Genomic DNA, 23,304 nt, shown 5'->3' with positions numbered 1-23,304 from the left:
GGTCACACCACTCCGATCGCGGCGGCGTACTGGAGGGAACGGTTGACGGTGGCCGAGGTCGGCTCGGCCTGGGGGTAGTGGTTGACGACCTGGATGGTGGGCTGGGCCGCGGCGGCCCCGCCCGTGCTCGCGGCGTGCCGTCGCACTTCCAGGGAGGGCGGGACGATGCGGCTGCTGATCTCGCCGGTCACGTCCCCCAGCTGCCCGCGCAGGTCGGGCAGCTTGTCGTCGATACCGCCCATCAGACCGTCCATGATCATCCGGCCCGCCGGGGTCAGCAGCCGCCGGTCCACCCGGCGCGGCCCCTTCCAGTCCGGGATCATGTTGGTGACCTTGGAGAACTGGTCCTTCAACGAACCGATCATGTTCTTCACACCGTCGATCAGACCGGTGATGATGTTCTTACCGGCCTGGAGCAGGATGGTCTTGGCATTGGAGAACGCCTCCCTGACCTTGTCCGGGATCTCCCGGACCGTGGTCATCAGACCCTCGATCCGCTCCCGCACCCGGTCCCGCATAGCCGAGAACGCCTCCACCGCCCGGTCACGGGCACCGGTGAAGGTGCTCACGATCCGCTCCCGGATCGCGGTCACGATCGCCACCGCCCGATCACGCAAAGCGCTCACGATCGCCACGACCCGCTCCCGGACCGCCGTGAAGATCTCCTGGGCCCGATCGCGCACCGCCGTGAAGACCGCCACCACCCGGTCGCGGAACGAGGTGACCCGGTCCACCACCCACTGGACCGCCGAACCCACCAGGGCCAGGATCGAGTCCCAGGCCCCCGAGATCAGGCCCGTCACCCACGTCCAGGCGGCCTCCACCGCCGAGGTGATCGAATCCCAGACCCCGGTCAGGAAGTCGGCGATCCCCTGCGCCACCCCGGTGATCGTCTCGATGATCGAGTCCCACACCTGCGTGGTCTTCTCCACCAGCCAGTCCCAGACCTGCCCGATGACCTCCTTGATCTCGTCCCAGTAGGTGAACAGGATCACGAACGGGTGGTGCGCGATGATCGCCTTGATCCACTCCCAGGCGGTCTCGATCAGACCGACCAGACCGTCCCAGAACTCCTGGGCCTTCTCCTTCAGCGCCTCCCACATCCCGGGAAGGGTCTCGGTGAAGAAGCCCATGACGTCCTCGGCGATGTCCTTGACGAAGGAGAACACCGCGTCCACGACCTCACGGAACGTCTCGCTGTTGTTGTAGGCATAGACCAGACCCGCGGCCAGAGCAGCCAGGGCTGTCACGATCAACCCGATCGGGTTGGCGCGCATCACCGTGTTCAACACCTTCTGGGCGGCGGCCAGGCCCTTCTTACCCACCGCGGCGACCTTGCTCGCCGCGCTGGCCATCGTGAGGTTCCGGGAGAACCCGGAGGCGCTGGAGCCCGCCGAGCGGAAGCCGGAGGCCATGTTGCGCAGGGCGTCGGTTCCCGCCGAGAAGCCCTTGGAGACCACCGGCCCGGCCGTGTCCACCAGCTTCCCGGCCAGGGCGCGGCCGATCTGCTCACCCGCGTCGGGCAGCGTGGCGCTCAGGGTCTCGCCCACCTGGGCACCGAACTGCTGTACCGCCGGAGGCATGCTGGAGAGCCCCGACTCGATCATCTCGTTGGCCTTGGAGGCGAGTTTCTCGCCGCCCTGGCGACCGGCGTCGGCCGCGCCCTCGGTGACCTTGTCCACCAGGAGCTTTCCGGCCTTGGCCCCCAGGTTGTCCACGATGTCGGGCAGGGCGTCCAGGCCGCCACCGATCAGGCCCATCGCGGTGTCGCTGAGCTTGGAGCCCAGCTCGGAGCCACCGCTGAGCCCGATCGAGGGCATCTGGCCCTTGAACAGACTGCCCATGGTGGAGGTGACCCCGTCGATGATCCCCGGCAGGCCCTCGACACCGCTCTCGATCAGGGACACCGCACCGTCGGCGACCTTGGAGCCCAGCTCCTCACCGGCCTTGGCCCCGTATCCGGGCAGGGTCTCGCTGAGGAAGTCCCCGGCCCGCTGCCCCAGGGCCTGGACCGAAGGGGGCATCCCCGACAGGCCCTGCGTGATCAGGTCGTTGGCACCGTCAGCCAGCTTGGTGCCCAGCTCCCGGCCGGCGTCGGCACCGGCTTCGGGCAGCTTCTCCTGGAGTATCTGGCCCGCCTGGTCGCCCAGGTTCGAGACCACACCGGGCAGCTGCCGCATCCCCGACTCGAAGAGCCCGGTGGCGGCGCTGCTCAACCGCGATCCCAACTCCTGCCCGGCCTCCGCCCCGGCCTGGGGCAGGGTGGTGGTCAGGAAGTTCGCCGCCTGGGAAGCAGCTTGCGAACCCGCCTGGGGCAGAGTGGTGATCAGGAAGTCAGCAGCTTGGGAGGCGGCACCGCTCGCAGCCGAGGGAAGTCCGTCGAACATCGCCTGCACGCTCGGTGAGACACCGTTGATCAGCGTCGATCCCAGCTCGGCGCCCACCCGCTCGCCCGCTCCCACGATCGAGGAGCTCAGGGTGGACCCGACCCGATCACCCAGGGCCTGCACCGCGGGCGGGGTACCTGACAACGCCGAGGAGATCTGCCCGGTCACCGCGTTCGCGAACTGTGTACTGACCTCGTTTCCCGCCTGCTGGCCCACCTTGGGCAGTGTGGCCAGGTCCTTCTCCACCTCCTTGCGGATCTGGTTACCGATGCTCTGAAACTCCGGAATGAGGTCAACACGCACAGAAACAGCACCGGACATCACTCACCTCTTCTTCGCTGTAGACATGGCTGGGCCCTGTGACCAGGAAGAGGGCAGAAACGACGCGAAGGCCGCCGGTCAGCAACGAAGAGGACGTCTCAGGCGTCGAGGGGTGACCGGGGCAGGCGAGCACGGGGCCCTTGTGGGATGGCTCAAGCCATCCGTGAGCGCGGCGCTACGGCGTCGGACTGGGGTGACAGGGCCCCGGAAACACGAAAACCCGGCTCTGGGCCGGGTTGAACACACCTGTGGTGCTGCGATAGAGCGTGCCACAGGCCGGGGAGGAACGCAAGCACCTGGGCCGAACCGGAGTTCGCCGGAGTCGCTGGCGTCGGCGTCACCGCTGGCTGCGGAGGCCCGATCCGACCGGCGGCGTCGCCGGATCATGCGGCGCTACTCCCGAATCGGACGCGGAAGGCGATGGTCGATGGATCACCGACGAAAGATCGGCGCGTTCCGGAAGCACCTCCGCAGTGCGACCAGGCGAGCACCCCAAGGTGTCACACAAGGCACTAAAATAACGGTAAACCTACGCAAAACGTCGGGCGTCTACCTGATGCCCACGGGAATACCTCGCGGCCGCCCGGCGCGGCTTGGCCTTGCCCTTCGGCGAACCAGATCCTCAGGGACGAGATCTCGTTCCTCGCACATCCCGGGGCCCGCCTCTCCTGTGTGAACACCTCCAGGAGCGGTCTACAGGACTCCACACAGCTTGGGAGACGACTTTGCCCGCGACACCCTCGACGAGCGCGCACACCCGATTCCCGACCAGGACCGTCGCGGTCGTCCTGGCCGGAGGCAGCGGTCAGCGCATCGGCCTGGCCACACCCAAACAGCTGTTGAAAATCGCGGGGAAGAGCATCCTCGAGCACACCCTCGACATCTTCGAACGGTCCGAAGCCGTCGACGAGGTCATCGTCATGATGAACCCCGGCTTCGTCACCGACGCCGAAACTATCGTGCAGAAGGCCGGGCTGTCCAAGGTCTCCCGGGTGCTGCCCGGCGGCACCTCCCGCAACGCCACCACACAGCTCGCCCTGGACGCCCTCGCCCACTACTCCTCGGCCAACACCAACGTCCTCTTCCACGACGCCGTTCGCCCCATGCTCTCCCAGAGGGTCATCGACGACTGCGTCGCCGCCCTGGAGACCTACGAGGCCGTGGACGTGGCCATCCCGTCCTCGGACACCATCATCGAGGTCAACGACGACGACATCATCACCGACGTCCCCACCCGCTCCCGGCTGCGACGCGGACAGACCCCCCAGGCCTTCCGGATGTCCACCATCCGCGAGGCCTATGCCAAAGCCTGGAACGACCCCGGTTTCGAAGCCACCGACGACTGCACCGTCGTACTGCGTTACGCACCCGACGTACCCATCCACGTGGTCGCCGGCGAAGAGCAGAACATGAAGGTCACCCAACCGGTCGACATCTTCATCGCCGACAAGCTCTTCCAACTCGCCACCTCCGCCACTCCCCGGTACTCCGAACAGGACTACACGCGGGAACTGGCCGGGAAAACGGTGGTGGTCTTCGGCGGCAGCTACGGTATCGGTGCCGGAGTCGCCGACCTGGCCGAGAAACACGGTGCCCGCGTCTTCCGCTACTCGCGCAGCGCCACCCGCACCAACGTCGCCAACCCCACCGAGGTGGCCCAGGCCCTGGAACAGGCCCACTCCGCCACCGGCCGCATCGACTACGTCGTCAACACCGCCGGTGTCCTGCGGATCGGACGCCTGGACCAGACCAGCAACGCCGAGATCGAGGAGACCCTCAGGGTCAACTACCTCGCCCCGGTCAACATCGCCCGCGCCGCCTTCCCGTACCTGGCCCAGACCGGTGGCCAGCTACTGCTCTACACCTCCAGCTCCTACACCCGAGGCCGCGGCGAGTACAGCCTCTACTCCTCCACCAAGGCCGCCACCGTCAACCTCACTCAGGCCCTGGCCGACGAATGGTCCGAGGACGGAGTAGGCATCAACTGCATCAACCCCGAACGCACCCAGACCCCCATGCGCACCAAGGCCTTCGGCGAGGAACCCGCCGGCAGTCTGCTCAGCGCCGACAAAGTCGCCCGCACCTCCATCGACGTGTTGCTCTCCGACCTGACCGGCCACGTCATCGACGTGCGCCGAGAAGACCTTTCCGGGGTGTCCAACGACGCCGCGGCCTCGCAGAAGGAGAGCGCCAAATGAGTCTGCGCCAGAAGCTGACACGGCAGAACCTGGTCGGCAGCGCCCTGCTCTCGCTGTCCTACCTGACGATGCTGGCCGGTGTCATCAGCGGCCTCTGGTGGGTGTTCCTCATCGGCGCGTTCGGGAGCTACCTGCTCGACGCGATTCTGCTGCACCGCTTCACCGAGTTCTCCAAGAGCATCCAGCAGGTGCGTCTGGGCATCACCCCGCGGACGCTGCTGCGCCAGCTCCTCGCACTCGGTCTGCTGATCACCTCGGAGACCGCCACCTCGACCGGTATCGGGCTGGTCCTGTTGACCTTCCTGGCGCTGTTCGGCCTCCAACTGGTGTGCGGTGTCGCGGCCCGCCAGCTCCGCGTCCACCGACGACTGCCCGTGGTCACCCGCAACATCGACCTCAGCTCCCTGCGTATCCCCGACAGTCCGCCCATGCCGCTCATCCGCGAGCCCATGAGCCGGCTGCTGCCCCTGGACGTCTTCCTCGTCACCGGTGTGGCCGCCTTCACGGCCTTCGGGTCGAGTCTCGCAGTCACCGTCGGCGCGGCCGTCTCGGTCGCGGTGACCGCCCTGGCCCTGGCTCTGGTGGGGTGGCACTACAACCGCGCACGCACCATCCCGCCCGCGCCCAAGGTCATGGAGTTCACCCAGGCCTGGCTGGACACCTACCGGCCGGAGGTGATCATGTACTTCTCCGGTTCCTCCGACTCCACCTACCAGGCCAACATGTGGTTGGAGACGCTGGACCGCATGCCCAGGCGGGTGCTGATCGTGCTCCGTGAACGCGCCATCGCCGCGCAGCTCGCGCCCACCCGCATCCCGGTCCTGTGCGTCCCGGCCGCCACCGACCTGATGGCACTCGACTTCGGTCCCGCGCGCGTGGCCCTCTACCCCGCCAACACCGGCAAGAACATCCACATGCTGCGCAACCCCGTCATCAAGCACGTGTTCATCGGACACGGCGACAGCGACAAGATCGCCAGCATCAACCCCTACAGCAAGGTCTACGACGAGGTGTGGACCGCCGGGCGCGCCGGGCGCGACCGCTACGACCTCGCCCGGGTCGGCGTGCGCACCGACGAGATCGTCGAGGTGGGCCGACCCCAGCTCGACGAGATCAGCACCGACACCGCGCCCAACTCGGTTCGCACCGTCCTGTACGCCCCCACTTGGGAGGGCTGGACCGACGAACCCGGCAACACCTCGCTGATCGACGCCGGGCCCACCCTGATCCGCGCGCTCCTGGCCGCCGAACCGAAGGTACGGGTGCTGTACAAACCCCACCCCTTCACCGGTATGCGATCAGCCGATGCCCGCAAGGCACACAGGACCATCGTCTCGCTCATCCAGGACGCCAACCAGGGCTCCCCTGCCAAGAGCGGCGCTCTGCCGCCCCTGGAAGACCTGGAAAAACGTCTGGCCGCCTTCGACGCCGACAGCGGCAGCACCGACGAAGCGCACAACTCGCGGGAGGAGGGCAACGCCGACCCCCAGGCGGTCACCCGCCTGCGCGAACTGTCCGCTCAGTGGCACGAGGCCTACTGGCGAAGCAGGGGCGACACCGAGCACCTAGTCATCCAGGGGCCGCGGCCGTCCCTGTACTCCTGCTTCCATCAGGCCGACCTGTTGATCAGCGACATCTCCAGCGTGGTCGCCGATTTCATCGCCACGGAGAAGCCCTACGCCGTGACCAACTGCGAGGGCATCACCGACGACGAGTTTCGGACCAAGCACCCCACCGCCAGCGCCGCCTACCTGTTCTCTCCGAACGGCGACGGTGTCAACGAGGCACTCGACGCCGTCCACGGGACAGAGCCGGACCGGCTCGCCGCCGAACGCGCCGACCTCCGCACCTACCTGCTCGGCGGGCCGGATTCCCAAAGGCGCTTCAACGAAGCCGTCGACGACCTCTACCAGCGCGGCTGTGAACTGCGGCCGCTGGCTGTCGAACCCCTGGAGCGCGCAACGGCCGAACCCGGGCGGCAACCGACTCTGGCTTCTTGAGCCTGCGGTCCCCTGGCTCAGGGGGCGGGCCCGTCCGCACGGACCCGCTCCTCACCGCACACGGCTCTTCCGGGCCACCGCCAAGCCACAGCACCCTTACCTTCGAACGGCATCCCACCATGAAGCGCGTACTCCTGCGGTCCAAGAAGGACCCCTTCCACATCGTCGGCCCCGGGGCCGCCATCGAACAGAACATCTTCGGCAACAACGCCGGAAACCTGATCTTCAGCCAGGCCAGCCACAAGACCCTGCAGACCTCCGGAACCGAGGTCGTGGCCAACGGCTTCCGGGCGGACGCTGCCGACGCCGAGCGGATCAACGAGGAATACGACGCCTTCGTCGTACCGCTCGCCAACGCGTTCCGGGAATCGTTCACCGGCCACCTGAACAACCTCAGCTCCCTCATCGAGAAACTGACCATCCCCGTGGTCGTCCTCGGTGTCGGAGCCCAGTCGGACCTCGACTACAGCCTCGACAGGATGGCCCCGCTCGACGCCCCGGTGAAACGGTTCGTCACCGCCGTCCTCAACCGGTCCGCCTCGATCGGGGTCCGCGGCGAGTTCACCGAGAGCTACCTCAAGTCCCTGGGCTTCAACGACGTAGAAGTCATCGGCTGCCCGTCGATGTTCATGTACGGCGACCACCTCGACGTCACCAAGAAGACGGACCGGCTCACCGCCGGTTCCAAGGTCGCGGTGAACGCCTCGCGCAGCGCACTCGGCGCCGGTGACGTCGGCGGTATCGTCTCAGCGAACTTCGAGCGCTACCCCGAGATGCGCTACTTCGCCCAGGAGACCAAGGACCTTTCCCTGCTGTACTGGGGTGACGCCTCCGGAGTGACCGACCAGCACAACCGGATGCCCCTGCACCGCACGCACCCGCTCTTCGAGCAGAACCGGGTCAACGTCCACCTGGATCCTGCCACCTGGATCGAGTCCCTCTCGGAGTTCGACTTCGCGTTCGGCACCCGCATCCACGGCAACATCGCCGCCCTGCTGGCCGGAACCCCGGGATACGTCCTGTGCCACGACTCCCGGACTCTGGAGCTGTGCCGCTACTTCGACATTCCGCACCGCGCCATCCGGGGCCTGACCCCGGACCTGGACGCCGCGGAACTGTACGAGGAGGCTGACTACACCGCGATGCACGCGGGGCACGCCGAGCGGTTCGCACGGTTCACCTCGTTCCTGGACAAGAACGGCCTCGACCACGTCCACCAACCCGGTGAGGACGGCGGCAAAGCCTTCGAGGAGCGGGTCCGGACCACCGCCTACCCGCCGGGAGTCGATGCGTGGACCAGCGCTGAAGAAGGGGTCAGTGCGCGGATCGGCTACCTCAAGCACCGACAGGCCGAGTCGGACGCGAAGGTCTCGCAGCTCACCAAGCGCGTCAAGAGCCTGGAAAGTCAGAACGCCAAGCGGATCGCGCTGGAGAAGCGTCTCCGTTCCCTGGAAAAGTCTCATGCCAACCACCCCGTACGCAGGGCGCGCCGTCTGGCCGGACGCATCCTCCGCAAGCTCGGTCTTCGACGCTGAGCCCAGAACCCGACATCCGGTTCCCTTGATGTCCCGGGTCTGACTGTGAGCTAAGACAGCCGCCGAGGGTCTCCTCGGCGGCCTCTGTCTTCTCTGGGCCCCTTTGCCCCAGCCGAACACACGTGTTCGAACGGAACGCACACGCGCGCACGCTGCATCCAAGCCGGAAGGCCACACCCATGTCCAGAATCCTCATGCGAGCGGGCCGCAGCCCGTTCGAGACGGCTGCCCCCACCGACATCCTCCAGCGCGGCCTCATCGCCGGAAACACCGGGAACCTGCTGTTCAGCGATGCCATCTGGAAATTCCTGAGCACACCCGGCAACCAGATCACACCCAACAGGTACCGGGCCAGGGCGGAGGAGGCCGACCGCATCAACGACGAGTACGACCTGTTCGTCATCCCGTTGGCCAACGCCCTGCGGCCCAACTTCCGGGGGCAGCTCAACCAACTGTCCGCGCTGGTCGAGAAGCTCGACATCCCCGTGGTGGTGTTCGGGGTCGGCACCCAGGCGGGTATGGACGGGGGTACCGGGCACCTGGCGCCCATCGAGGCGGACGTGCGCCGCTTCTGCTCCGCGGTGCTGGACCGTTCTCCCTCCATCGGGGTCCGCGGTGAGATCACCGAGAAGTACCTCAAGGGGCTGGGTTTCAACGACGTGGAGATCATCGGCTGCCCCTCGATGTTCACCCACGGCCGCCACCTGGAGGTGCGCAAGGATCCGGCCGGGCTGAGCACCACGTCCCGGATCGCCGTGAACATCTCGTACGAGTCGGGCAACATCCCGGGCAGCGACCTCGACAGCGAGTCCCTGAACCGGCTGATGGACGCCGCCCTGGACCGCTACCCCGATCTCGTCTACCTGGGCCAGGAGCGCCGGGACCTGGAACTGCTGCACTGGGGAGACCTGTCCGTCGAGAACCAGGAGCGCTCCCCCGCACCGCTGGTCCGCTCCCACCGACTGCTCACTGAGGACCGCACCCGCCTGTACCTCGACACACCGCGATGGATCGAAGCGCTTCGTGACCGGGACTTCGCCTTCGGCACCCGCATCCACGGCAACGTCGCGGCCCTGCTCGCCGGGACCCCGGCCGTCGTGCTCTGCCACGACTCGCGCACCCTCGAACTGTGCCGCTACTTCGACATCCCGCACCGGCTCGTCTCCGACCTTCCGTCGGACGGTGACCTGTCCCTTCTCCCGGAACGGTTGTACGAGGAGGCGGACTTCACCGCGATGCACACCGGGCACGGTGAGAGGTTCGACCGGCTAGTCTCCTTCATGGACCGGCACGGTCTGGAGCACGTCCACGGCCCCGACGGCGACGGCGGAACCGCGTTCGAGAAGGAACTCAAGGGGGTCCGGCACCACCCCGGGGTCACCGCCTGGCGGGGTGGGGACGACGGAGACCTGGGCTACCGGCTGGTGTGGCTGCGGCAGGAGAACGCCCGGGTCAAGAGCAGGCTCTCCGACACGGAGAAGAAGGCCCGGGACCTGCACAAGGCGGCGGAACTGCACAGTAAGCGGAACGCCGAACTGACCGCCGCCCTGAAGAAGGCGGACAAGAGGCTGGCCAACCTGGAGAAGCAGGTGCGTTCCACCCCGTACATGCGGCTGCGCCGACTCGCGGGGAAGATCCTGCGCCGACTCGGGCTGCGCCGCTGACCCGACCCGGGTGGCGGGGCGGATGTGGCGCACCCCATCCGCCCCGTCACCCGGGGATACGCATCCACACAGATTTCATCTCAACTCGACAACAGGGTGTGCCCCCGACGCAGGCCACTCCCCTGAACTGCCGATACTGGACCGGCAGGGCATCTTCCCCAGGCGCCGCCACACGATCGGCAGCCGACCCGCCGCACGAAGCCGCTTCACCCGGCTGGCCCCTGCCTTCACCTACGTCGAGCCCGAGGCTGACCTGTGTCCGTTCCTGCCCTGAACCGCACCTCCGAAGCCGTCATGCCGCCCGTGACCGTCCCGAGGAACCGCCGCCGCCCTGATATCGAGGGGCTCCGCGCCGTCGCCGCACTGCTGATCGCCGTCTACCACATCTGGTTCGGCACGGTCTCCGGTGGCGTAGACGTCTTCTTGCTGCTCACCGGCTTCCTCATCACGGGATCGCTGGTCCGGGCGATGGAGCGCGAGGGACGCATCGACTTCGCGGCTTTCTGGACCAAGCTGGTCAAACGGCTGTTCCCGGCGGGCGCGGTCGTACTCGGCGCGGCCCTGTTGATGACCTACCTGTTCTTCCCGCGCTCGCAGTGGATGGCGGTCATCGACGACGTCCGGGCGGCGGTGCTCTACTACGGGAACTGGCACCTGGCGCTGGGCTCGGTCGACTACATGGCGGAAAACGCCGCGGCAAGCCCCGTCCAGCACTTCTGGTCGCTGGCCGTGCAGGGGCAGTTCTACCTGGTGTGGCCGCTCCTGATCACCGCCACAGGACTGGTGGCCGCCTGGCTGGGAGCCCGGGTGCGACGCGCCGCGCTGGTGGCCGTGGGCTCGGTGTTCGCGGTCTCCTTCGGTTACTCGCTGTGGATCACCTCCACCGAGCCGGTGTGGGCCTACTTCGACACCGGCGCCCGCCTCTGGGAGCTGGCGCTGGGCGGTCTGCTCGCACTGGTCGTCCACCGGGTGGACCTGCCGGCCCGGCTGCGCACGGCCGCCGGATGGCTCGGCCTGGTCGCGCTCGTCACGTGCGGGTTCGTGATCGGCGATTCCCTGCCCTACCCGGGGTACGCTTCGCTGTGGCCGACCCTGGCCGCCCTGCTGATCATCCTCTCGGGCGCCGGCGAGGCCGAGAACAGCCGATTCTCCGCGAACCGCCTCCTGGGCCTGCGCCCACTGACCTGGCTGGGCGGGCACGCCTACACGCTGTTCCTGTGGCACTGGCCAGTGCTGATCGTCTACCTGGAGCTGACCGAGCAGGTCAAGCCGTCGCTGGGCGGCGGTTTCGCGGTACTGGGCGCGTCGTTCTCGGCGGCGCTGGCAACCAGTTGGGTGATCGACGGCGGGGTCAACCGGGTCACCCGCAGGCTGCGCACGCCGAGCTGGTCGCTGGCGGCCGGGATCATCTTCGTCATCCCCGTACTGGTCGCGGGCGCCTTGTGGGGCCAGTCCATCGAGCGTGACCAGCAGCTGCGCACCGAGCTCAGCTCCAACCCGCTCGCCTACCCGGGTGCCGCCGTCCGCCTGGACCAGGACCTGGCCGAGAACCTGCCCGCCCTGCCGGTCTACCCGGACACCACCACGGCCGCCCGGGACACCATCGATCAGACCCGCGAGTGCAACGCGCTGATCGACGACCGCGAGGTCGTCACCTGCGAGTTCGGCGACCTGGAGTCGGACTACACGATCGCCCTGGTGGGCAGTTCGCACGCGCGGCACTGGTTCCAGGCCCTGCGGCACCTGTCCGACCAGCACGGGTGGCGGCTGGTCACGATGACCAAGAACGCCTGCCAGTTCAGCTCCGAGGTCCAGACCTACCGGGGTTCGGAGTACGCGGAGTGCACGGAGTGGAACGAGGGCGTCATGGCCGAGCTGGCCGAACTAGCTCCGGACTCCGTGTTCGGCCTGGCTTCCCTGACCAGCAGGTCCGCCGGGAGGGAGGAACACGTCCCCGAGGGCTTCGTGGAACGCTGGCGCCAGCTCGACGAGATGGGCATCGACGTCGTCGCGGTCCGGGACACCCCCCGATTCAATTTCAACGTGCCCGACTGCACGGACCGCAACAACCCCTCGGAGTGCTCGGAACCGCGGTCCAACTCGATGGCGGAGCGGGCCCCCTTCGAGGACCTCACCGACGCCCCGCACAACACCCGGTTCCTGGACATGACCGACTACCTGTGCCCGGACGGCGTCTGCCAAGGCGTGATCGGGAACCAGCTGGTGTTCTACGACACCAACCACTTCTCCTACTCCTTCTCCCGGTCCCTGGCCGTGGTCATGGAGCCCTACCTGCTCGATGCGACGGGCCAGGCGCCGTCTGGTGAGACCACTCTGGCCGAGGCCGCCCTGACCGTCCAGGAAGACCACGTGGAACAGCGGGACCGGTCCTGAGCTGATCCGCCCCTGCCGGGGAGAGCTCGAGGCGACCCCCCTCGGGCGCAGGGCCCGGTCAGGAAAGCTCTCCGCGCAGGGCACGGGCGTGGAGGTCGTACAGGCGCTCCACCCAGTCCTCGTGGGCGGGCGGGTGGAAGTGGTTGCGCTCGCCCCAGTCGCGGTTGGGCCTGCGGAAACGGGCGGCGCGGACGTCGGCCAGGGTGCCGAAGAGGCCGCTGTCCTCGAAGACGGCGTTGCCCTGGCGCGGACCCACGCCGAACTCGGTGAGGACCAGGGCGGGCACCCGGTGGGTGAGTGCTTCGAGGACGGCCGTCGAACCCGCGGCGGCCAGGCCGCGGGCCCGGTTCAGCTGGTCGGCCAGCGGGCCCGAGCGGAAGTTCGGGGCACGGTCGCCGACCTTCCCTTCGGCCAGCAGCCCGTGCCAGGTCGCCATGAGCTCCGGGCTGGCGTTCTTCTCCCGGCCCAGGTGCACGACCACTTCGAGGTCGGGGCGCTTCTCGGCGAGTTCGGTGAGGGCCAGCAGCAGGTGCCTGCGGCCCTGTTCCGTGTCCGGGGTCCCCGGGTGAGCCGCGTACACCACCCGGTTCCTACCGGTGCCCTGCTCGGCCTCTCGGGCTCCGAGGGGCAGGCTCGACAGCCCCACCTCGCCCCTGGTGCCGAGTTTCTCACCCAGGGCCCTGTACTCGGCGACCTCGCGGTGGCTGTGCGCCACGACCAGGTCGACCCGGGAACGGTGCAGCCATTCCCCCTCGACCGCGGGTACCGACAGGGCGGGCAGGGCGGAGGCCACCACCGGGCGGTAGCGGCGGAACACCGATCTCATGGACCAGGAGAGGCTTTCCACGAGCGGGCCGGAGCAGTTGAGCAGCACGGCGTCGGGGCGGCGGCGCCGGACCAGTCGACGGGTCTGCCTCGTGGTCAGGACCGGAACGCGCAGACCGGCCTGCCCGGTGCCCTCAGTCTCCTCCCGGATACGGGCGGGGGACGGGGTACTGCCGGTGCGGACGACGACCAGTCCCACGGTGGTCCCGGGCCAGCTGAGGCGGTCGAGCATGGCGACGCTGAGCCGGACCCGTTCCACGGAGTCGGCGACCGCCAGAACCGTGAGAGCGCCGGGGCCGGGGCGCCTCCGTGTGGGAATGAGCGTCACGAAGCCGTCTCCTTGGCGTTCGGAGTGAAGGATCCCAGGCTACACACGGGCTGTGAACGCTAGGGAACTCCTGGAACGCCGACGGCGGCCGCCCCGGGGGACGGCCGCCGTCGGAGTGGGGAGGGCTACTCGCCCTTCCAGACGGGGGCGCGCTTCTCGGCGAAGGCGATCGCCCCCTCCATCGCGTCCTGGCTGACGAACACGGGGCCCGCCAGCTCGTTCTGCCTGTCCCACATCTGGTCGCTGGACCAGTCGTCCGAGGCCTGGATGATCTCCTTGGAGACCTTCAGGGCCAGCGGACCGTTGGGCGTGATGCGGGCGGCCAGGGCCTTGGCGCCTTCGAGGGCGCCGCCGCTCGCGGTGACCTGGTTGACCAGGCCGAGGTCGGCCAGGCGCCGGGCGTCGACGAAGTCACCGGTGAGGGCGAACTCCATCGCGATGTTGCGCGGGATGCGGTGCTGCAGGCGCAGCAGGCCGCCCGCTCCGGCGACCAGGCCGCGCTTGACCTCGGGGATGCCGAACTTGGCGTCGTCCGCGGCCACGACCAGGTCGCAGGCGAGCACCGCCTCGAAGCCGCCGGCGAGTGCGTACCCCTCGACCGCGGCGATCAGCGGCTTCTTCGGGCCGCGCTCGGCGAAACCGCCGAAGCCGCGCCCCTCGACCACGGGGACCTCGCCCTTCATGAAGGCCTTGAGGTCCATACCGGCGCAGAAGGTGCCGCCCGCGCCGGTGATGATCGCTACGTTGACGTCCTTGCGGGCGTCCACGTCGTCGAGTGCCTCGGCGATCTGGGCGGCGACCGCGGCGTTCACCGCGTTCTTGGCCTTGGGGCGGTTGATGGTGATGACGGCGATGCCGTCATCGGCGGTGTAGAGAACCTCGTCCGACACGGTGTCCTCCTACTTCGGGGGCATGCGCAGGCCGCCGTCGATGCGGACGACCTCGCCGTTGATGTAGCTGACCTCGAGCAGGGTCCGGGCGAGCTTGCCGAACTCGGCGGCGGTGCCCAGGCGCTTGGGGAAGGGCACCGGGGCGGCGAGCTTCTGCTTGAACTCCTCCGAGCCCGGTCCGTCGCCGTAGATGGGCGTCTCGAGGATGCCCGGGGCGATGGTGTTCACGGTGACGCCGATGGCGGCGAGGTCGCGCGCGGCCGGGAGGGTCATGCCGATCACGCCGCCCTTGGAGGACGAGTAGGCGATCTGGCCGATCTGGCCCTCGATGCCCGCGAGGGAGGCGGTGTTGAGGATGGAGCCGCGCTCGCCGTCCTCGTTGACCGGCTCGGTCTTGGCGATCTCGGCCGCCGCCAGACGGAGCACGTTGAACGTACCGATCAGGTTGACCTGGATGACCTTCTGGTAGCTGTCCAGGTCGTGGGGGTTGCCGTTCCGGTCCACCGTGCGGGTGGCCCAGCCGATCCCGGCGCAGGACACCGCGACGCGGAAGGGCTTGCCGGTGTCGGCGGCGGCCTGGACCGCGGCCTTGACCTGGTCCTCCTGGGAGACGTCGGTGGAGACGAAGACGCCACCGATCTCCTTGGCGACAGCCTCGCCGCGCTCGGCGTTGAGGTCGGCGACGACGACGGTGGCACCTGCAGCGGCGAGTTCCTTGGCGGTGGCCTCACCGAGGCCACTCGCGCCGCCCGAGACGAGGGCGGAGATTCCGTTGAGATCCATGTGCCGCACTCTACCGAGGATGTGACCCACGCACTAGAACCGGGTTCGGTTAATCGCGGATAGTCCCGTGACCAGCAGCGATCGAGGCGCGAAAACGGGTATGACCAAAGCACCCCGCTCTGTCGTCACACAGCGCTACCTTCCTGTCATGCGAAGAACAGCGACACTAGAGTGGGCTCAGGAATCGACCCAGGAGGATTCGATGGCCGAGCCGCTCCCCGACTGGTTCATGCCCCCGGCTGAGGGTTGGACCGCCGACGACATGGACCACCTCCCTCCGGAAGCCCCCCGGATGGAGCTCATCGACGGAGCGCCCATCGTGATGTCCCCCCAGAGCCGGTTCCACAGTCGTGTCATCAGGCGGCTGACCAACGCGTTGGAGGAACAGGCGCCTGCCGGACTCATGGCAGACGAGGAACTGACCACCACGCTCGACAAGCACCAGCGTCCCGAGCCGGACATCGTCGTCTACAAGGACCGCGAGGCCGAACAGGAGGACTGGTACGAAGCGACCAGCATCCCTCCGGAGGACGTGGTTCTCGTGGTGGAGGTCGAGTCACCCGAGTCCGTCTTTCGCGACAGGGAGGTCAAGCCCGGAAAGTACGCCGCGGCAGGCATACCCCACTTCTGGCGGGTGGTCTGGGAGAACGGGAGGGCGGTCGTCCACGTGTATGAGCTCGACGCCACGACAAGGGGCTACGTGGCCATGGGGATCTTCCGCGATCGGCTGGAACTCCAGGTGCCCTTCCCCATCGAAGTTAACCTGAAGAAGCTCGTCAGGAATTAGCTCACCAGCGAGCCCTCCCCAGACGCTGCTGTCGGCGGCGGCTGCGGCCCCTCGGGAGGGCTTCGCGGGCGAGGTCGGCGGCACCGATCATGCCCGCCTCGTTGCCCAGGGCGGCGGCGACCACGCGGGCCTCGGGCCGGTATCCCCTGCCGGTGAGGCCCTTCTCGAAGGCGCTGCGGGCCGGGCCGAGCAGCAGCTCCCCCACCTCGGAGACCCCGCCGCCGATCACGAACAGCTCCGGGTCGAAGGCGGCCGCCAGGTTGGCCAGGCCCACGCCCAGCCAGCCTCCCGCGTCTTCGAGGAGCTCCCGGCAGGCACGGTCGCCCTTGCGGGCCAGCTCGCTGACCAGCGGGCCGGTGATGAGCCCGGGGTCGCCGCCCACCGCCTGGCGCAGGACCTCGGCGACCGGAGACTGCGACGCCACCAGTTCGCGGGCCTCGCGGGTGAGCGCGTTGCCGCTGGCGTACTGCTCCCAGCAGCCGCGGTTGCCGCACTCGCAGCGGTGCCCGCCCGGGACCACGGTCATGTGCCCGAACTCGCCCGCCAGGCCGTAGCGGCCGCGGTACAGGGCGCCGTCCAGGACGACCGCGCCGCCGATCCCCGTGCCCAGGTTCACCACCACGACGTCGTCCACGCCACGGGCCGCACCGGCCCGGACCTCCGCCCAGGCGGAGGCGTTGGCGTCGTTCTCCACCACCACCGGCAGGCCCAGGCGGACCGACAGCGCGTCCCGGAGCGGTTCCTCGCGCCAGGAAAGGTGCGGGGCGAACAGCACCCGGGAGCGGCGTTCGTCGACGAACCCGGCCGCGCCCACACCCACGGCCCGCACCCGGTACTCCTGGCGCAGCTCGGACACGACCGACACGATCGTGTCCTCCACCACCGAAGGGCTCTTGCTTCTCTCCGGGGTCTCGGTGCGCAGTCGCGCCAGCACCCGGCCGCCGGAGGTGACCACACCGGCGCCCACCTTGGTCCCGCCGATGTCCACCCCGATGGTCAGGGAGTGCCCGTACGTCATCATGTCCGCTCCACTCCACCGCCCCGAGGGGTCGGTCCCGGGCCTTCGACCTTAGGCAGAGCCCTCCCCCAGGGGTGCCCCACCACACCGTTCACACACGAGAACGCGCACCCGGGCCGCTCGGTGCGAAAGTGCACGGCGTGCCCGGATGCGCGTGAGAAGCCCCGGTTCTAGCCGAGCGCGGAACGGACCACCCCGGCCAGGCGCTCGGCCACGGCGGTGGCCTGCTCCTGCTCGGGGGCCTCCACCATGACGCGGACCTTGGGCTCGGTCCCGCTGGGGCGGATCAGCACCCGGCCGGTCTCGCCCAGTTCGGCCTCGGCCTCGCGCACGGCCGCGGCCAGTTCCCCGGACTCCGCGGCGCGCGCCTTGTCCACGTCGGGGACGTTGATCAGGATCTGCGGCAGGCGGGTCATCACCTTGGCCAGCTCGGCCAGGCCCTGTTTGCGGTGGGCCATCGCGGCCAGCAGGTGCAGGCCGGTGAGCAGGCCGTCACCGGTGGTGGCGTGGTCCAGCAGGATCACGTGGCCGGACTGCTCGCCGCCCAGGCCGAAACCGCCGCGCTTCATCTCCTCCAGCACGTACCGGTCACCGACCGCGGTCTCCACCACGGTGATGCCCTCGCGCGCCATCGCGAGTTTGAGGCCCAGGTTGGACATGACCGTCACCACGAGGGTGTCCTCGACCAGGCGCCCGGCGTCCTTGGCCTCGGTGGCCAGGATCGCGAGGATCTGGTCGCCGTCCACCACGTTGCCCTCGGCGTCCACCGCCAGGCAGCGGTCGGCGTCCCCGTCGTTGGCGATACCGGCGTCCGCGCCGTGCAGGCGCACCGCCTCCTGGAGGGCGCCCAGGCTGGTGGAACCGCAGCCCTGGTTGATGTTGTGGCCGTCGGGACGGTCACCGATCGCGATGACCTCCGCGCCCGCCCGGCGCAGCGCTTCGGGGGCGACCGTGCTGGCCGCGCCGTGGGCGCAGTCCATCACGACCTTGAGGCCCTTGAGGCTGTACGGGAGGGAGTCCAGGACGTGCTTGGTGTAGAGCTCGGCGCCGTCGTGGGACTTGGTGACCCGACCGACCGCCTCGCCCACGGCGGGGGTCGAGGGGACGCCGAGCATGCCCTCGATCTCCTCCTCCAGGGCGTCCTCGAGCTTGTGCCCGCCCCTGGCGAAGAACTTGATGCCGTTGTCCGGGGCCGGGTTGTGGCTCGCCGAGAGCATCACGCCGAAGTCGGCGCCCAGAGCACCGGTCAGGTACGCCACGGCCGGGGTGGGCAGCACCCCGACCTTCACGACGTCCACGCCGGTGCTGGCCAGACCCGCGACGACCGCGGACTCCAGGAACTCACCGGAGGCGCGCGGGTCGCGGCCCACGACCGCGAGCGGACGCCGGTCCTCATCGGCGGAGGCCAGGACCCGCGCCGCCGCGATGGACAGTTCCAGGGTGAGCGAAGCGGTCAGGTCTCGTCCCGCGAGACCGCGTACGCCGTCGGTTCCGAACAGCCGAGCCACAGGCTTTCAGCCCCTTTCGAAAGCGGCGCCGGGGAACGGCGCCGGTGAAGTTCAGCGTGGCGGAGAGCCACCGTGAGAAACCAAAAGCCCGTACGCCGCCCCGACAACGGGGACGACGCACGGGCGAAAGCTCAGCCGAGCAGATGCCGGCGCATGAGCATTAGCGCTTGGAGAACTGCGGAGCCTTGCGCGCCTTCTTGAGACCGGCCTTCTTCCGCTCGACCTCGCGGTCGTCACGGGTGAGGAAGCCGGCCTTCTTCAGGGTCGGGCGGTTGTTCTCGGCGTCCAGGGTCGCCAGCGCACGGGCGATGCCGTGACGCAGGGCGCCGGCCTGGCCGCTGGTGCCGCCGCCGTCCAGACGGGCGAAGACGTCGTAGGCGCCGTCGAACCCGAGGGAGACGAACGGGTCCTTGACGGTCTGCTGGTGGACCTTGTCCGGGAAGTAGACGTCAAGCGGCTTGCCGTTGATCTTCCACTCGCCCGAACCGGGGGCGATGCGGACGCGGGCGACAGCCTGCTTGCGACGACCGGTGCCGGCGCTGGGGCCGGAGGCGGTGGGGACGTAGGCGGCGTCAGTCGCCTCGTCCGACTCGCTGGTGTACTCGGAGGGGAACTCCTCCGGGTTGTCGGCGATTTCCTGCTCGACGTTCTCGATGCCGGTGGGCTCGACCACGGTGATCCTCGTGCTTCCTGTAAAAGTCTGCGAACGCCTAGGCGGGCTGCGCGATCGTCTTCATTTCGAACGGAACCGGCTGCTGGGCCTGGTGCGGGTGCTCCGCGCCGGCGTACACCTTGAGCTTCTTGGCCATCTGGCGGCCGAGGGAGCCCTTGGGGAGCATGCCCTTGACGGCCTTCTCGATGGCCCGCTCGGGGTTCTTCTCCAGCAGGTCGGCGTACGCGATCGAACGCAGACCACCGGGGTAACCGGAGTGCCGGTAAGCGCGCTTCTGGTCGAGCTTCTTACCGGTCAGCGCGACCTTCTCGGCGTTCACGACGATGACGAAGTCGCCGGTGTCGATGTGGGGCGCGTAGTAGGGCTTGTGCTTGCCCCGAAGCAGCGTGGCGATCTGGCTCGACATACGCCCGAGCACGAGATCGGTCGCGTCAACAACGTGCCACTGACGCTGGACATCGCTTGGTTTGGGGCTGTATGTGCGCACGATCGTTTGCCTTCGCTCTTCAGTCGGCTGCCCCATCCCGAACGGGATGGTGGACTCGTATTACGGAACACCCCAACGGGTGCGGGGCCGGGAACAGCCGTCGCGGGTGCGGGGCTGCTACTTGGCCGGATGTCCCATGTCCAATCAGGACGACCCGGTCGTGAGTGCGCAGACGATGGTGCGTGGATCGGCACCCAGCTTCGGGAGTTTGGGGCCCACGGCAACTCAACGCACAACGACGAAATATCCTACCCGTCCACCCTAACGCAGGTCAAAGCGCGCCGGGTCGACCGGTGGGATTTCGTCTGGCGGGAAAGCGCCGGGACGGGTTCACATCCGTGACCTCTCCGCCTTTTATTATGCCTGTTGTCGGGAGTGCTTCGTCCTGCTCCCGCCCGCGCGTTGGTTACCCTTGCACCGAAAGGCCACGCTCCGCCCGGTATCACGGGCGCTGACGTGAGCTTTGGAGACGCCCGTCACGGTCGCCGGAACACGCCGGTCCCACACGGACGCCACCGCGCGGACACAGGCCACGGGCCCGGCGCACCGCGGCCCAGTCCCACCCCCAGAGCCTTCGGAGACTCCCATCAGCACCCATCCGAACCCGCCTCAGTACGGCCCAGACGGACGACCTCTCCAGCCGGAGGGCGGCGAAGGTCCGGACCTGCTCGGGCCGCCCTCCCAGCCAGAGGGCCAGCCTCCCACACCGGGTCAGCAGCAGCCGTTCGGCACGCCCGGTGCGTCCGGGGTTCCCGGCGCGGGTCCCTCCGGGCCGCAGTTCCCTCCGCAGGCCGGCCCGAGCGGCCCGCAGGCGCCGCAGGGCTTCCCGCCGCCCGGCCAGTTCCCGCAGGGCCCTCAGGCCGGGCAGGCTCCCCAGGGTGGTCCGGGCCCGCAGGGAGGACAGGGCCCCCAGGGAGGACAGGGCGCGCAGGGCTTCCGCGGCCCGCAGGGGCGTCCGACGGCACCGAGCGGGCCGCAGTTCCCTCCGCACGCCGGCCCGAGCGGCCCGCAGGCGCCGCTGCCGCCCAACACCCCCCAGGCGCCCCCGAACGCCCCCCAGCCGGGCGGCCCCCTCCCGGGCCCTCCCGGCGGCCCGACCGGCGGCCGCCCCGGCATGGGACATCTCACCCAGAGCGGACCGAACATCCCGCCCGGCGCCCCCAGACCGGGGTTCGCGCAGGGCGCACCGGTCCCGCCGCACGTGCAGGGCCGTCCGCCGCAGGCACCCCCCGGCCAGTTCCCGGGCCGCCCCGGGCCGCCCCAGGGGCCCCCGCCCGGCGGCCCGCAGGGCATGCCCACCGGCGGTCAGCCGCCGATGCACCAGCAGATCCCGCCTCCGCCGAACTCCCTCCCGCCCGGCGGTCCCGGCGCGCCCGGAATGCCGCCGCACGGAGCGCCCGCCGGAGCCCTGCCTCCCGCGCCGCCCCGCCACCAGCCTCCGCCTCCCGCGCCGCCCCGGCCCGCTGAGGAGCCGGTCTTCCCGCCCGACGCCATGGGCGCGACCCAAAGCCTGAACGCGGTCCCCGCCGCCCCCTCCGGACCCGCCGCGCGTCCGCTGTACCGCGACGAGGTGCCCGAGGACGCGGGCGCCGACACCGCGCAGTTCGAGGTCCAGCGCGGCCAGGACGACTACGACGACTATGACGATTACGACGACTACGACGACGGCTACCCGCAGCGGCCGTCGAAGAAGCGCGGCATCCTCATGGGCACGGCCTTCGTCGCCCTGCTCCTGATCGCGGGCGGCGGCGCCTTCTACTTCGCCAGCGGCGGTTTCGGTTCCGGCGGCGGTGCCAGCGCCGTCACCGTCGCGGACGAGGGCAGCGACCCGGGCGCCCTCTCCCCGGACAGCCTGTTCCCGGAGTCGATCGAGATCGAGGGCCAGGGCACGTTCAGCCGTGTGGCCGTCGGTGACAGCGAGGACTGCTCCGAGGGCACCCACGGCGAGTACGGCCAGGTCCTGGCCGACAACGACTGCCGCCAGCTGGTCCGCGCCTCCTACCTGAGCGAGGACCAGAACCACGCCGTCACGGTGGGAATCGCGGCCATGCCCAGCGACGACGAGGCCGAGACCGCCATGGACGCGCAGGACCTGGTCGGCGCCCAGTGGTTCGCCGGGCTCCCCGGCGAGGAGGGCACCCCCGCCGAGCGCCTGGGCTACTCCGGCGGCCACGGCAGCAGCGGCCAGTGGGGCCGCTACCTCCTCTTCGCGCTGTCCGCCAACAGCGACGGCAGCGGCGACGACGCGGAGGAGGACGGCGCCAACGCCACCGAGCTGCGCGACATCGGTGAGGGCTTCATCGACACCGCCTACGACGCCCTCGCCGACGACCGGGCCTGACCCCCGGACCGGCGCCCCCGGCAACACCGGCAACACACGCGACGGCGCCGCCTCGGGTCCACAGGCTGTGGACCCGAGGCGGCGCCGTCGCGTTCCGCCCCCTCATCAGACCTCGGGAGCCTCGGTCCCCGCCCGTGCCGGCCTGCCCGGCCCCCGCGCCCTACCCGCCGGCCCCTACTCGCTGTGCCCCTTGCAGGGCAGCTCCCGTACCCGTCGCGTCAGGTTGGCCCGCTCCGCCAGCTCCTCGTCCGCCGGATACCGGACCTCCTCCAGGCTCAGCCCCTGCGGGCCGACCACGTGCACCGACGAATCGCGCACAGCCGCCCCCAGAACCCGGCCGGGCCACTCAATCTCGCGCCGCCCGTCCCCCACCGCCAGGAGGGCGCCCACGAGCGCACGCACCATGTTGTGGCAGAAGGCGTCCGCCTGGATCGTCCCGGCGATCAGGTACTCGCTCTCCCGGACCCACTCCAGCCGCAGCAGTTCGCGAATGGTCGTGGCACCCTCCCGCTTCTTGCAGAAGGCCGCGAAGTCGTGCTCCCCGACCAGCAGCGCGGCGGCCTCGTTCATCCGGTCCACGTCCACCGGGTGCCGGTGCCACAGCACGTCCCGGCGGCGCAGCGGGTCCACGCCGTGGGGCGCGTCGCTGATCCGGTACACGTAGCGGCGGAACAGCGGCGAGAAGCGCGCGTCGAAACCCGGCGGGGCCAGGCGCACCCCGTTCACCCGCACGTCCTTGGGGAGCACCCCGGCGAGCCTGCGCAGTACCCGCTCCCCCTCGCTCTCCCACGTGGTCAGCGGGATGTCCGCCTGGGCCACCTGGCCGCGGGCGTGCACCCCCGCGTCGGTACGCCCGGCGCACGTCACCGAGACCTCGGGCAGTCGCAGCACCTTGGCCAGGGCCGACTCCAGCTCACCCTGCACCGTGCGCCGGGTCGGCTGGGTGGCCCAGCCGGAGAAGTCGGTGCCGTCGTAGGCGATCTCCATCCGCAGCCGGACGGTCGTCTCCTTCTCGGACGCCTCGCTCACGGCCGTAGCCTTCTCGTCCATTCCCACCTCGTCCATTCGCGCCCCTCGTTCAGGCCCACCCGGGAAAAGAAGAGTGCCCGGCCCCCGCAGGGGTCGGGCACTCCATGAGCGTGTCGCGCGGGCCGGGGCCCTGAGC

General features: G+C 69.5%; 16 protein-coding genes. 7 read left to right on the top strand and 9 right to left on the bottom strand.

Translation table 11 applies throughout. From position 1 onward, the window contains the following. Positions 1–2 precede the first annotated feature (2 nt). Positions 3–2,708, bottom strand: a complete 2,706-nt coding sequence (locus tag HNR07_RS30275) for a phage tail protein (protein WP_184369301.1) — start codon at positions 2,706–2,708, stop codon at positions 3–5. 725 nt (positions 2,709–3,433) lie between these two features. On the opposite strand from HNR07_RS30275, the gene HNR07_RS30270 reads away from it, so the two are divergent. From HNR07_RS30270 to HNR07_RS30250, 5 genes are all read left to right on the top strand, one after another. Beyond that, entirely contained in the window at positions 3,434–4,906 is a 1,473-nt protein-coding gene (locus HNR07_RS30270) for a bifunctional cytidylyltransferase/SDR family oxidoreductase (RefSeq protein WP_184369298.1), read from the top strand. Beyond that, positions 4,903–6,906, top strand: coding sequence for a CDP-glycerol glycerophosphotransferase family protein (locus tag HNR07_RS30265; protein WP_246420585.1), 2,004 nt, complete (start codon positions 4,903–4,905; stop codon positions 6,904–6,906). The genes HNR07_RS30270 and HNR07_RS30265 overlap by 4 nt, the downstream gene beginning before the upstream one ends. 119 nt (positions 6,907–7,025) lie before the next feature. Then, positions 7,026–8,441: a polysaccharide pyruvyl transferase family protein gene (locus HNR07_RS30260; RefSeq protein ID WP_184369295.1), complete on the top strand. Its 1,416-nt coding sequence runs from the start codon at positions 7,026–7,028 to the stop codon at positions 8,439–8,441. A 179-nt stretch (positions 8,442–8,620) separates the two neighbouring features. Beyond that, entirely contained in the window at positions 8,621–10,105 is a 1,485-nt protein-coding gene (locus tag HNR07_RS30255; protein WP_184369292.1) for a polysaccharide pyruvyl transferase family protein, read from the top strand. 294 nt (positions 10,106–10,399) lie between these two features. Next, positions 10,400–12,499 (top strand): acyltransferase family protein, encoded by a 2,100-nt coding sequence (locus HNR07_RS30250; RefSeq protein WP_184372912.1) that lies wholly within the window; start codon positions 10,400–10,402, stop codon positions 12,497–12,499. Positions 12,500–12,557: 58 nt separating this feature from the next. Here the strand turns inward: HNR07_RS30250 and HNR07_RS30245 are convergent, their stop codons facing one another. The 3 genes from HNR07_RS30245 to HNR07_RS30235 all read right to left on the bottom strand — a co-directional run bounded on the left by HNR07_RS30245 (position 12,558) and on the right by HNR07_RS30235 (position 15,325). Further along, on the bottom strand, positions 12,558–13,652 hold the full coding sequence (locus tag HNR07_RS30245) for a DUF6716 putative glycosyltransferase (RefSeq protein ID WP_184369289.1): 1,095 nt from the start codon (positions 13,650–13,652) through the stop codon (positions 12,558–12,560). Between the two features lie 125 nt (positions 13,653–13,777). Beyond that, complete coding sequence (locus HNR07_RS30240) at positions 13,778–14,542, bottom strand: crotonase/enoyl-CoA hydratase family protein (protein WP_184369286.1); 765 nt, start codon at positions 14,540–14,542, stop codon at positions 13,778–13,780. A 9-nt stretch (positions 14,543–14,551) separates the two neighbouring features. Then, entirely contained in the window at positions 14,552–15,325 is a 774-nt protein-coding gene (locus tag HNR07_RS30235) for an SDR family oxidoreductase (RefSeq protein WP_184369283.1), read from the bottom strand. A 202-nt stretch (positions 15,326–15,527) separates the two neighbouring features. On the opposite strand from HNR07_RS30235, the gene HNR07_RS30230 reads away from it, so the two are divergent. After that, positions 15,528–16,112, top strand: coding sequence for a Uma2 family endonuclease (locus HNR07_RS30230; RefSeq protein ID WP_184369281.1), 585 nt, complete (start codon positions 15,528–15,530; stop codon positions 16,110–16,112). A gap of 1 nt (position 16,113) precedes the next feature. Here the strand turns inward: HNR07_RS30230 and HNR07_RS30225 are convergent, their stop codons facing one another. The 4 genes from HNR07_RS30225 to rplM all read right to left on the bottom strand — a co-directional run bounded on the left by HNR07_RS30225 (position 16,114) and on the right by rplM (position 19,798). Further along, complete coding sequence (locus tag HNR07_RS30225; protein WP_184369279.1) at positions 16,114–17,133, bottom strand: ROK family glucokinase; 1,020 nt, start codon at positions 17,131–17,133, stop codon at positions 16,114–16,116. A 167-nt stretch (positions 17,134–17,300) separates the two neighbouring features. Further along, positions 17,301–18,638 carry a phosphoglucosamine mutase gene (gene glmM / locus HNR07_RS30220; RefSeq protein WP_184369263.1) on the bottom strand — a complete coding sequence of 446 codons (1,338 nt, stop codon included), beginning with the start codon at positions 18,636–18,638 and terminating at the stop codon, positions 17,301–17,303. Positions 18,639–18,798: 160 nt separating this feature from the next. Next, positions 18,799–19,311 (bottom strand): 30S ribosomal protein S9, encoded by a 513-nt coding sequence (gene rpsI, locus HNR07_RS30215; RefSeq protein WP_017578617.1) that lies wholly within the window; start codon positions 19,309–19,311, stop codon positions 18,799–18,801. Between the two features lie 37 nt (positions 19,312–19,348). Further along, on the bottom strand, positions 19,349–19,798 hold the full coding sequence (gene rplM, locus HNR07_RS30210; RefSeq protein WP_026116168.1) for a 50S ribosomal protein L13: 450 nt from the start codon (positions 19,796–19,798) through the stop codon (positions 19,349–19,351). Positions 19,799–20,912: 1,114 nt separating this feature from the next. On the opposite strand from rplM, the gene HNR07_RS30205 reads away from it, so the two are divergent. Beyond that, positions 20,913–22,139: a hypothetical protein gene (locus tag HNR07_RS30205; RefSeq protein WP_246420583.1), complete on the top strand. Its 1,227-nt coding sequence runs from the start codon at positions 20,913–20,915 to the stop codon at positions 22,137–22,139. 174 nt (positions 22,140–22,313) lie between these two features. Here HNR07_RS30205 and truA read toward each other — a convergent pair whose 3' ends face one another. Further along, positions 22,314–23,204: a tRNA pseudouridine(38-40) synthase TruA gene (gene truA / locus HNR07_RS30200; RefSeq protein ID WP_184369260.1), complete on the bottom strand. Its 891-nt coding sequence runs from the start codon at positions 23,202–23,204 to the stop codon at positions 22,314–22,316. Positions 23,205–23,304 lie beyond the last annotated feature (100 nt).

It is taken from the genome of Nocardiopsis metallicus, from assembly GCF_014201115.1.
GTDB lineage: Bacteria > Actinomycetota > Actinomycetes > Streptosporangiales > Streptosporangiaceae > Nocardiopsis > Nocardiopsis metallicus.
The sequence above is the reverse complement of the archived record's forward strand: the minus strand, read 5'-3'. Positions and strand labels throughout refer to the sequence as shown.

What these genes read in the sequence shown, in the direction of transcription:
- HNR07_RS30275 (WP_184369301.1), bottom strand. Translation starts at nt 2,708, where the DNA reads ATGTCCGGTGCTGTTTCTGTGCGTGTTGACCTCATTCCGGAGTTTCAG.
- HNR07_RS30265 (WP_246420585.1), top strand. Translation starts at nt 4,903, where the DNA reads ATGAGTCTGCGCCAGAAGCTGACACGGCAGAACCTGGTCGGCAGCGCC.
- HNR07_RS30260 (WP_184369295.1), top strand. Translation starts at nt 7,026, where the DNA reads ATGAAGCGCGTACTCCTGCGGTCCAAGAAGGACCCCTTCCACATCGTC.
- HNR07_RS30255 (WP_184369292.1), top strand. Translation starts at nt 8,621, where the DNA reads ATGTCCAGAATCCTCATGCGAGCGGGCCGCAGCCCGTTCGAGACGGCT.
- HNR07_RS30250 (WP_184372912.1), top strand. Translation starts at nt 10,400, where the DNA reads ATGCCGCCCGTGACCGTCCCGAGGAACCGCCGCCGCCCTGATATCGAG.
- HNR07_RS30235 (WP_184369283.1), bottom strand. Translation starts at nt 15,325, where the DNA reads ATGGATCTCAACGGAATCTCCGCCCTCGTCTCGGGCGGCGCGAGTGGC.
- HNR07_RS30230 (WP_184369281.1), top strand. Translation starts at nt 15,528, where the DNA reads ATGGCCGAGCCGCTCCCCGACTGGTTCATGCCCCCGGCTGAGGGTTGG.
- HNR07_RS30225 (WP_184369279.1), bottom strand. Translation starts at nt 17,133, where the DNA reads ATGATGACGTACGGGCACTCCCTGACCATCGGGGTGGACATCGGCGGG.
- HNR07_RS30205 (WP_246420583.1), top strand. Translation starts at nt 20,913, where the DNA reads ATGGGACATCTCACCCAGAGCGGACCGAACATCCCGCCCGGCGCCCCC.
- truA (WP_184369260.1), bottom strand. Translation starts at nt 23,204, where the DNA reads ATGGACGAGGTGGGAATGGACGAGAAGGCTACGGCCGTGAGCGAGGCG.